This is a genomic window from Pannus brasiliensis CCIBt3594 (genome assembly GCF_036688125.1).
GTDB lineage: Bacteria > Cyanobacteriota > Cyanobacteriia > Cyanobacteriales > Microcystaceae > Pannus > Pannus brasiliensis.
Genome location: NZ_JBAFSM010000022.1, coordinates 73867 through 82745 on the forward strand (window position 1 = coordinate 73867; position 8879 = coordinate 82745).

General features: G+C 54.6%; 8 protein-coding genes. 6 read left to right on the top strand and 2 right to left on the bottom strand.

The features are described 5' to 3' along the window. Positions 1 to 11: 11 nt before the first annotated feature. Positions 12 to 2480, bottom strand: coding sequence for an ATP-dependent Clp protease ATP-binding subunit (locus tag V0288_RS12930; RefSeq protein ID WP_332865521.1), 2469 nt, complete (start codon positions 2478 to 2480; stop codon positions 12 to 14). 395 nt (positions 2481 to 2875) lie between these two features. On the opposite strand from V0288_RS12930, the gene V0288_RS12935 reads away from it, so the two are divergent. After that, a complete protein-coding gene (locus V0288_RS12935) occupies positions 2876 to 3145 on the top strand; it encodes a hypothetical protein (protein WP_332865522.1) in 270 nt (89 codons plus the stop codon). Continuing rightward, positions 3118 to 3273, top strand: a complete 156-nt coding sequence (locus V0288_RS12940) for a hypothetical protein (RefSeq protein WP_332865523.1) — start codon at positions 3118 to 3120, stop codon at positions 3271 to 3273. Before V0288_RS12935 ends, V0288_RS12940 begins: the two co-directional genes overlap by 28 nt. 114 nt (positions 3274 to 3387) lie before the next feature. Here the strand turns inward: V0288_RS12940 and V0288_RS12945 are convergent, their stop codons facing one another. Next, positions 3388 to 3894: a hypothetical protein gene (locus V0288_RS12945; protein ID WP_332865524.1), complete on the bottom strand. Its 507-nt coding sequence runs from the start codon at positions 3892 to 3894 to the stop codon at positions 3388 to 3390. Positions 3895 to 4664: 770 nt separating this feature from the next. Here V0288_RS12945 and lexA point away from each other — a divergent pair. From lexA to V0288_RS12965, 4 genes are all read left to right on the top strand, one after another. Further along, positions 4665 to 5279, top strand: a complete 615-nt coding sequence (lexA, locus tag V0288_RS12950; RefSeq protein WP_332865525.1) for a transcriptional repressor LexA — start codon at positions 4665 to 4667, stop codon at positions 5277 to 5279. A gap of 102 nt (positions 5280 to 5381) precedes the next feature. Then, entirely contained in the window at positions 5382 to 5612 is a 231-nt protein-coding gene (locus tag V0288_RS12955) for a hypothetical protein (RefSeq protein ID WP_332865526.1), read from the top strand. Positions 5613 to 5917: 305 nt separating this feature from the next. After that, complete coding sequence (locus V0288_RS12960) at positions 5918 to 7027, top strand: glycosyltransferase family 4 protein (RefSeq protein WP_332865527.1); 1110 nt, start codon at positions 5918 to 5920, stop codon at positions 7025 to 7027. Next, positions 7024 to 8832 (top strand): sensor histidine kinase, encoded by a 1809-nt coding sequence (locus V0288_RS12965; protein ID WP_332865528.1) that lies wholly within the window; start codon positions 7024 to 7026, stop codon positions 8830 to 8832. Before V0288_RS12960 ends, V0288_RS12965 begins: the two co-directional genes overlap by 4 nt. The last annotated feature ends 47 nt before the right edge of the window (positions 8833 to 8879 follow it).

Consider the following 8879-nt stretch of genomic DNA (forward strand, 5'->3'; position numbering starts at 1 on the left):
AGAACGCGATTTTATTCGACGGCCGGGGCGATTAATTCCCGTTGTTCGCCGGCGATCACTTTCACTTTGCCTTCCTCGTCGATGTCAACCGTCGCGGTATCTCCCTCGGACACGCGGCCGGAGAGAATTTCTTCCGCGAGAACATCTTCGAGAAGACGCATGATCGCGCGACGTAACGGACGGGCGCCGTAGGCGGGATTATACCCTTCCTCGATCAGTCGTTCTTTGAACTTATCCGTTACCGACAGGGTGATCTGCTGTTCGGTGAGACGTTTGAACACGTCGCGGAGGAGGATTTCGGCGATTTCCTTGACCTCTTCCTTGTTGAGTTGACGGAAGACGATGATCTCGTCGAGACGGTTGAGGAATTCGGGACGGAAGTATTGTTTCAACTCCTCGTTCACCAGCGCGCGAATCCGGTTGTATTGGGCTTCCGCTTGGTTGTCGGCGAACTCGAAACCGAGACTACCGCCACCTTTCTCGATGACTTTGGAACCGATGTTCGAGGTCATGATTAGCAAGGTGTTTTTGAAGTCCACCGTGCGACCTTTCGCGTCGGTTAAGCGTCCGTCTTCGAGGATTTGCAGGAGCATATTGAAGACATCCGGGTGGGCTTTCTCGATCTCGTCGAAAAGTACCACCGTGTAGGGACGACGGCGCACCGCTTCGGTGAGTTGACCGCCCTCGTTGTATCCCACGTAACCCGGAGGCGAACCGATGAGTTTGGAAACCGTGTGCCGTTCCATGTACTCCGACATATCGAGACGGATCATGGCATCTTCGGAACCGAAGAAGTAAGCGGCGAGGGCTTTGGTTAACTCGGTTTTGCCGACTCCGGTGGGACCGGAGAAGATAAAGGAAGCGATCGGACGGTTGGGGTTTTTCAAGCCGACACGGGCGCGACGGATAGCGCGCGATACCGCTTTCACCGCGTCTTCCTGACCGATCAGGCGCTGGTGGAGGGTATCTTCCATGTGCAGGAGTTTTTCGGACTCGGTTTCCGTGAGTTTGTTAACCGGTACTCCCGTCCAGGAAGCGACGATGTGGGCGATTTCCTCCGCGTCTACCACCGGTTCATCGTTGCCGTCCTCGCCGGTTTTTTTGGTGGTCGCGAGGGCGCGGATCTGGTTTTTGATTTCCATTTCCCGATCGCGCAGTTCCCCGGCTTTCTCGAAGTCCTGACCGCGAACCGCGTCGTCTTTCTGCTTGAGAATTTGACGGAGTTCTTTATCCAGTTCCTTCGCGGCGGGGGGAAGTTGGGAGTTGATCAAACGAACCCGCGATCCCGCTTCGTCGATCAGGTCGATCGCTTTGTCGGGGAGGAAGCGATCGCTAATGTAGCGATCGGACAGTTTGGCGGCGGCCTCTAGGGCTTCGTCGAGGATCTTTAATTTATGGTGTTGTTCGTACCGTTCGCGGAGACCGTAGAGGATCTCGATCGTTTCCTCGACGGAGGGTTCACCCACCATCACCGGTTGGAAACGTCGTTCCAGCGCGGCGTCGCGTTCGATGTGTTTGCGGTACTCGTCGAGGGTGGTCGCGCCGATACATTGTAATTCTCCCCGCGCGAGGGCGGGTTTGAGAATGTTGGCGGCATCGATCGCCCCTTCGGCCGCGCCGGCGCCGATCAGGGTGTGAACTTCATCGATGACGAGGATGACATTTCCGGCCTGCCGGATCTCGTCCATGATTTTTTTGAGGCGTTCCTCGAATTCCCCGCGATATTTGGTTCCCGCTACCAGTAAACCGATATCGAGGGTAACGACGCGTTTTTCCTCTAAAATGTCGGGAATATCTTTATTCGCGATGCGTTGGGCTAAACCCTCGGCGATGGCGGTTTTACCGACCCCCGGTTCCCCGATGAGAACGGGGTTATTTTTGGTGCGACGACCGAGAATCTGGATGACGCGCTCGATCTCTTTCTGGCGACCGACGACGGGATCGAGTTTGCCCTCGCTTGCCAGTTGGGTGAGATTGGAGCCGAATTCGTCGAGGGTGGGCGTTTTGGTACGTCCCTGGGAGGTCGAACCCGCCGCAACTTCCGCGGTCTCGCCGAGCATCCGGATCACCTGCGTGCGGACTTTCGAGAGATCCACGCCGAGATTTTCCAGGACTCTAGCGGCGACTCCCTCGCCCTCGCGGATCAGTCCGAGGAGGAGGTGTTCCGTACCGATGTAGTTGTGTCCGAGTTGGCGCGCTTCTTCGAGAGAGAGTTCCAAAACGCGTTTCGCTCTGGGGGTGAAGGGAATTTCTACCGCCACGAAACCCGAACCGCGACCGATGATCTTCTCGACTTCCACGCGAGCGTCTTTGAGGTTAACCCCCATCGATTTCAGGACTTTGGCGGCGACTCCCGTTCCCTCGCCAATGAGTCCGAGTAAAATCTGCTCTGTTCCGACGAAGTTATGGCCTAAGCGGCGGGCTTCCTCTTGGGCGAGCATGATCACTTTAATGGCTTTTTCTGTGAACCGTTCAAACATAGCCTATCCATCACCTACTGAGCGACCCTAGTATGCTGATTTTAGCACAGGCTTTCGGTGTCGCTATTTTTTCAAGCGCGGGTTAGAAATTCGTCGATCGAGTCCGTGTTTTCCGACGGATTTTTCTTCTCGATCGAGTAACTCGATCGCTCCGGCCGCGGGAGGAGGCGGTAAATTAACTTTTGTGAAAATCGCCGATCGTTCGCTTTTTGTAAAATATGATACAGACAGGAACAGATTTTGTTATCTCTTTTCGAGCCTTGTCCGAAACGGGAGAGGGGTTCGATCGAACGTCACGGCGAGACAGGATTTCTATTTAGCGAACCGAAAACCGCGCCCTAGTGATACTTTTTCGTAGGGATCGCTTTGTTTTGCCCATTTACAGGAGGGAATGTATGAAAACCAGAGGCGATAAGTTAATCGAGCAGATCCAACAAGCCCGCAAAATCGGACAGGGCATTTTACGGGCGAGCGAATTGGACGGCGACGGGGTGATTTACGCTTTCGCCACCGCGGACGCACTGGTGATTAACTGCGCGGATCACGAGACGCTGTGGCGGTTGGAAGAGGGAGAGAATCGTCTCCGACAGACGATCGCCCGTTTAAAATACTCGATCGAGACAATTTTTATCGAAAAATGCGGGAAAACCTGTTATCAATTTTAAAGGAATCGGGAGGCGGGAGGCAGGAGGCAGGAGGCAGGAGGCAGGAGTCAGGAGGCAGGAGGCAGGAGGCAGGAGGCAGGAGGCAGGAGGTAGGAAGTAGGGGAGAAAAGCCGAACGCTGATAACTGATAGCTATACCGAAAAAACGATAAACGAGAAAGGCGGGACAATCCCCGCCTTTTTCAGTAAACATGACACGAAATTTCCCGTTCCCCGTTCCCCGTTCCCTGTTCCCTGTTGCCTTTAAGCTAATTTAAACGAGTCCCGGAAACACCAGCGTAATAACGTTACACCGAGCGCTAATTTCAACACTTCTAGTAGCCAGTAACCGATCTGGAGAGGCATCATCCCGGCGGGCATTCCCGACGCGGAAGTTAGGGGGTCGAGTAGGCCGAAACCGCTGAGATTCGGGGTCAGGAAATAGGTATAAATCACGGTGATCCCGAAGAGGAGTCCGGCGAAAAGAAGCGATCGATGTTCGGGGAGATGGAGGAGGGTATGATAGCGGTGAAAGACGAGGAAACTACAGAGAACGAGCGCGGCGCAGAGTAATTCTAGACGGTTGAAGATGCCGAAGACCAGATAGCCGGCACTGGCGAATCCGTTTTGCGTCATCATGCCGGAGACGGAAAGGCCGGGCAGAATGACGAGATCGATAACGAGACTAGAACTAAGCCAGAAACCGAGAACGATCATCGCGAGGGTCGTCCAATTCTTGGCGGGAAAATATCGATCGATGATGGTTTTCATAACGTCATAACCTTTTTGTCTTCTTAATTTTATTCTAGAGGACAAAGTTCTCGATGTCTTCCGCGACGCGGTTTCTATGAACTTTTATAAAAGTTCTTCAAGGATTTTTTTCAAAAACCTCGCCCCGGTCGAGCGGGGTTCGTTAAATCACCGGGAATTCTTGAAGCATTTTTCGAGTTTATTTTTCCCGTCCCTTAATATTTCTTAATCGGGGATCGATCGTCGAACGTTCGGGCTACCTGGAGACGAACGGGCGAATTGCCGACCCGTTCAAGTCCGGGAAAAAAATGCCCCGATCGAGAGCGCGACGGTAGAAAATGTGGTCACTCGTTGACCGACCCTCGATCGAGGGAACGGGCAACGGGCAACGGGCAACCGTAAGAACTTTCGATCGAATCCAAAATTGGTAATTTGTTGCCCGTTCGTTTCCAAGGGCCGACCGACGGGTCGGAAGCCCCCTCTCCTTGGGGCGATCGCATCTTCTCGGGGATTGAAACGCCGAGAAGATGCCTTCCCTGTTCCCTGTTCCCTGTTGCCTTTAAAGACCGAGAGATCGCCGCCGATCTATAACAAACGGGGCAATTATAACCGGGGATTCGCGGACATTCTCCGAGGAAGACCGGGGACGAATCGGGACGAGGGATTCCGTAGAACGAACTCTAGTTTAAAAAGCGGGGATTTATTGATAAAGGTGAAAAAGTGTACTAGGTTAAACACAGATGCACTAAAGTACAAATAACCTTACTCACAGGAGAGGGAAAGTAATCGCTATGACTAACGCGGAAAGCCTCACGCAGGCCCAACAAGAATTGTACGATTGGTTGATCGAGTATATTCGGACAACCCAACACGCGCCGTCTATCCGGCAGATGATGCGGGCGATGAATTTGCGTTCTCCCGCGCCGATTCAAAGTCGATTGGAACGGTTACGATCGAAAGGCTATATCGATTGGACGGAAGGCAAAGCGCGGACGATCCGGATTCTCCGCCAACCGGCCCAGGGTCTGCCGATCCTCGGCTCGATCGCCGCCGGGGGACTGGTGGAACCTTTCACCGATATAGAGGATAAACTGGATCTATCCCAGCTTTTCCAACGCACCAAGGATTGTTACGCGCTCCGGGTGACGGGAGATAGCATGATCGAGGATCATATCGCCGACGGGGACGTGGTGATCATGCGTACCTGCGGGGGTAATGAATCGATATCGAACGGGGAAATCGTCGCCGCGAGGGTCGAGGGCCACGGCACGACCCTGAAACGCTTCTATCAGGAGGGTAAAAAAGTCACCCTGCAACCGTCGAACCGGGATTATCAACCGATCGAGGTGACGGTCGATCGGGTGCAGGTTCAGGGCGTTCTCATCGGCGTGTGGCGAGGCTATTGATCTCTCACGCGGTCGCGGGGGATTTCCCTTTCGGTAGATGAGCCTTCGTCCGGGAGTTAGCCAAAATGTTAGGGTAATTCTCGCTCGGAGGCTCGTGTTTTTATGGCTATCAGCGGACAACAGGCGATTAGCGATCTAGAGTTCGATTTGTTGAGCGTGCTAAAAAATAAAGCGGAAGCCGTTCAGGTGTATAACGAGTATATCGAGGACGCTCGATCGGCGCGCTCTCAACCCTGCGTTCAACTTCTGGAAAGACTGCAACAGGAGGAGATGAAACAGGTCGAGGAGGTTCGCCAACATCTACAGCAGGTCATGCAAAGCGGCAAGATGTAATCTCTCGGATCGATCGAGATTTTTTCCCGTAGAGACGTTCCCCGGAGCGTCTCTATTGTTTTTTCCTAACTTTTTCGGGAAGGGTTAAATTATTCGGATAAATTCTCTTTAAAATCACTTAAAATCGAAATAAAACTCGATAATGTAGGATATAACTTCTATAGACTTGCCGTAGCTCTCGATCGTCGGTGTCTCGAATTCGGGCGATCGGGACGGATGGAAACGATCGCCCCTACACTAGAGAAAAAGATTCGTTCCCCACACCCTCGTACCCTTGACCTTTACCGAAAGTTTACCGATTCCAGATGTCTCACGTTTTTTTGTTTCTCGAAATTTTTTCCCGCGAGGGGGGGATTCAATCCTATGTTCAAGATGTCTTGCAAGCCTATCAAGCCTTGCCGGAGTCGAAGGACGCGGAGGTGTTTCTCCTACGCGACGGCAACGATTGTCGGAACCCGTTGGAAGGGAAGGGAATTACCTTTCACTACCTGAAAAGTCGATCGACCCGGTTCGGACGCGTGAAATTAGCTCTTTCCCTGCTGAATTGTCTCCTGAAACGCCGTCCGACACGGATTTTCTGCGGTCATATCAATCTCGCGCCGCTAACCCGTCTTCTCTGCGCTCCCTTCGGTGTTCCCTATACCGTCCTCACCTACGGTAAGGAAGTCTGGAACCCGTTACCGGCGACGAAAAAACAGGCGCTGAAGGCGGCGGACGGCATCTGGACGATCAGCCGCTACAGCCGCGATCTCCTCTGCGCCGCTAACGGGATCGATCGAGAGCGGGTGGCGATCCTTCCCTGCGTCGTCGATGGCGATCGATTCACTCCCGCCCCGAGGAACTTGACATTAGTTCAGAAATATGGTATAGACAACGCGAGGGTTTTACTGACCGTGGCCCGATTGTGGTCGGGGGATATTTATAAAGGGGTGGACGTGACGATCCGGGCCTTGCCGCAAATCCTGGAAACGCATCCGGACGTGAAATATCTCGTGATCGGCCGGGGGGACGACCGACCGCGGTTAGAGGCGTTGACGCGGGAGATGGGAGTGAGCGATCGGGTGATTTTCGCGGGATTCGTGCCGACGGAGGAGTTAGTCGAGCATTACCGTCTCGCGGACGCTTACGTGATGCCGTCGCGGGAGGGTTTCGGGATCGTTTATCTGGAGGCGATGGCCTGCGGGGTTCCCGTGGTTTCGGGGGACGAGGACGGATCGGCCGATCCCCTGCAAGATGGCCTCGTCGGTTGGCGGGTTCCCTATCGCGATCCGGGGGCGGTGGCGATCGCCGTCAGCGAGATCTTGCGCGGGAACGATCGCCGTTGTCGGGGGGAATGGTTACGGGAGAGAACCCTGGAAAAATTCGGGAAAAAAGCTCTAGAGGAACGATTACAAGAATCGATCTCGCGATCATGAACGAGCGCGCCCGGCGGGAAACTCTGGACGAGATCACGGATTTCCTGTTGAACTCGGAAGATCTCGACTCGATCCTCGCCTTCTGTCGCGAGGGTATCCGTCGGGTACTGTCCCTCGATCGGGTAACGGTCTCGCGGGAAAAGGACGAGGAAGCCCTATTATCCCTACCGATCCGCCATCGGGGAGAGAATTGGGGAAATCTAGCTCTCTACGGCGATCGATCGCCGATCGGGCCGGGCGATCGGGAATTTCTCGATCGGGCGATCAAGCTGATCCGACTGGGTTTACAAAAAACCGCCGTTCACGGACAGGGACGGCGATCGGAGAATCTCCCCCGCGAGAAACCGATCGATGGCGGGACGAACGATTATCCCGATCCGGCCGCCGGATCGTTCCCCGAGGAGAAAAGGGTAGCCGATCGGGGAATCGAGACATTTTCCGGTACAGGACCGATCGACCCGCGCGGGGAAGCGATCGGATCGAGCGCGGTCTTTAGCTCTCAGCCCCCGCTGAAAATCGACATCCCTAGCGATATCCTCCAGATTTTCGCCGTCCGCGCCGCCGCCGAACAGGAACGCCAGACTCTGCTAGACTCGCTCCGAGAGAGCAATGAAAACCTCGAAGAACGCGTCCGGCAACGTACCGGGGATCTGACGCGGGCGATCGAGCGATTGAACTCGGAAATCGAGGAGCGGGCGCGGGTAGAGGCCGCCCTGCGGAAAAGCGAGGAACGCTATCGGAATCTCGTCACCATGCTTCCCTACGGGGTGCAGGAATGCGATCGGACGGGGACGATCACCTACTCGAACCCCGCGAGCGAGCGTATCTTCGGACTCGAACCGGGTGAATCGATCGGTTCTCGCATCTGGGATCGTCTCGCGAACGAGGAAGAAAAGCGGGAATTACAGGAATACCTGCGATTTCTCGATCGGGAGCGACCCGCGCCGACTCCCTATCGCTCGGTCTCCCGAAAGGGGACGGGAGAGACGTTCGACGTGCAGATCGACTGGACCTATCTCCGCGACGATTCCGGACAACTGACCGGCTATCTGTCGATTATTTCCGATATCACCGAACGCCGGCGGGCCGAGCGGGAAATCCAGAGAGCGTTAGAGAAAGAACGGGAGTTAAACCAACTGAAAACCGAGTTTATCGATATCGCCTCCCACGAGTTCCGCACCCCCCTGACGGTGATTCTCGGTTCGATTCAATTCCTACTCAAACGCTACCGTCAGTTACCGGAGGAACGGTGTCTAGAGCATTTCCAACGGGTTTACGAGGCCGGTATCCAGATCCGGGAGTTGATCGAGGAGATGTTAACGGTTAGCCGGGTCGATTCCGGGCGAATTACTATCGATCGCCGCCCGATCGCTCTCGATCGCCTCGCCAGGGATTTAATCGAGGAAATTCGGGTCGGTTCCGATAACGAGCGTTCGTTCGTTCTCCAGATCGCGAATCTCCCGGAAACGGTGTGCCTCGATCGCAAATTGCTCTATCACATCTTGACAAATTTACTATTTAATGCTGTTAAGTATTCGGACAAAAATTCCCGCATCGATCTGGCGATCGAGGGACGGGGCGATCGGGCGATCTTTACCGTGATCGATCGGGGGATCGGCATTCCCCCGGAAGACGGCGATCGCGTCTTTGAATCCTTCCACCGCGGCCGGAACGTGGGCGCTATCCCCGGAACCGGTCTAGGCTTAAAAATCGCCAAAATGTACGTCGAGGCGATGAACGGGACGATTTCCTTCACCAGTCAACCCGGTAGGGGTTCTACCTTCGTGGTGAGTTTGCCTTTGTAGGGGAGGCAGGAGTCAGGAGGCAGGAGGCAGGAGGCAGGAGTCAGGAG

Coding starts and splice junctions, on each gene's coding strand:
- V0288_RS12930 (WP_332865521.1), bottom strand. CDS start 2,480: ATGTTTGAACGGTTCACAGAAAAAGCCATTAAAGTGATCATGCTCGCC.
- V0288_RS12935 (WP_332865522.1), top strand. CDS start 2,876: ATGAAAACCAGAGGCGATAAGTTAATCGAGCAGATCCAACAAGCCCGC.
- V0288_RS12940 (WP_332865523.1), top strand. CDS start 3,118: ATGCGGGAAAACCTGTTATCAATTTTAAAGGAATCGGGAGGCGGGAGG.
- V0288_RS12945 (WP_332865524.1), bottom strand. CDS start 3,894: ATGAAAACCATCATCGATCGATATTTTCCCGCCAAGAATTGGACGACC.
- lexA (WP_332865525.1), top strand. CDS start 4,665: ATGACTAACGCGGAAAGCCTCACGCAGGCCCAACAAGAATTGTACGAT.
- V0288_RS12955 (WP_332865526.1), top strand. CDS start 5,382: ATGGCTATCAGCGGACAACAGGCGATTAGCGATCTAGAGTTCGATTTG.
- V0288_RS12960 (WP_332865527.1), top strand. CDS start 5,918: ATGTCTCACGTTTTTTTGTTTCTCGAAATTTTTTCCCGCGAGGGGGGG.
- V0288_RS12965 (WP_332865528.1), top strand. CDS start 7,024: ATGAACGAGCGCGCCCGGCGGGAAACTCTGGACGAGATCACGGATTTC.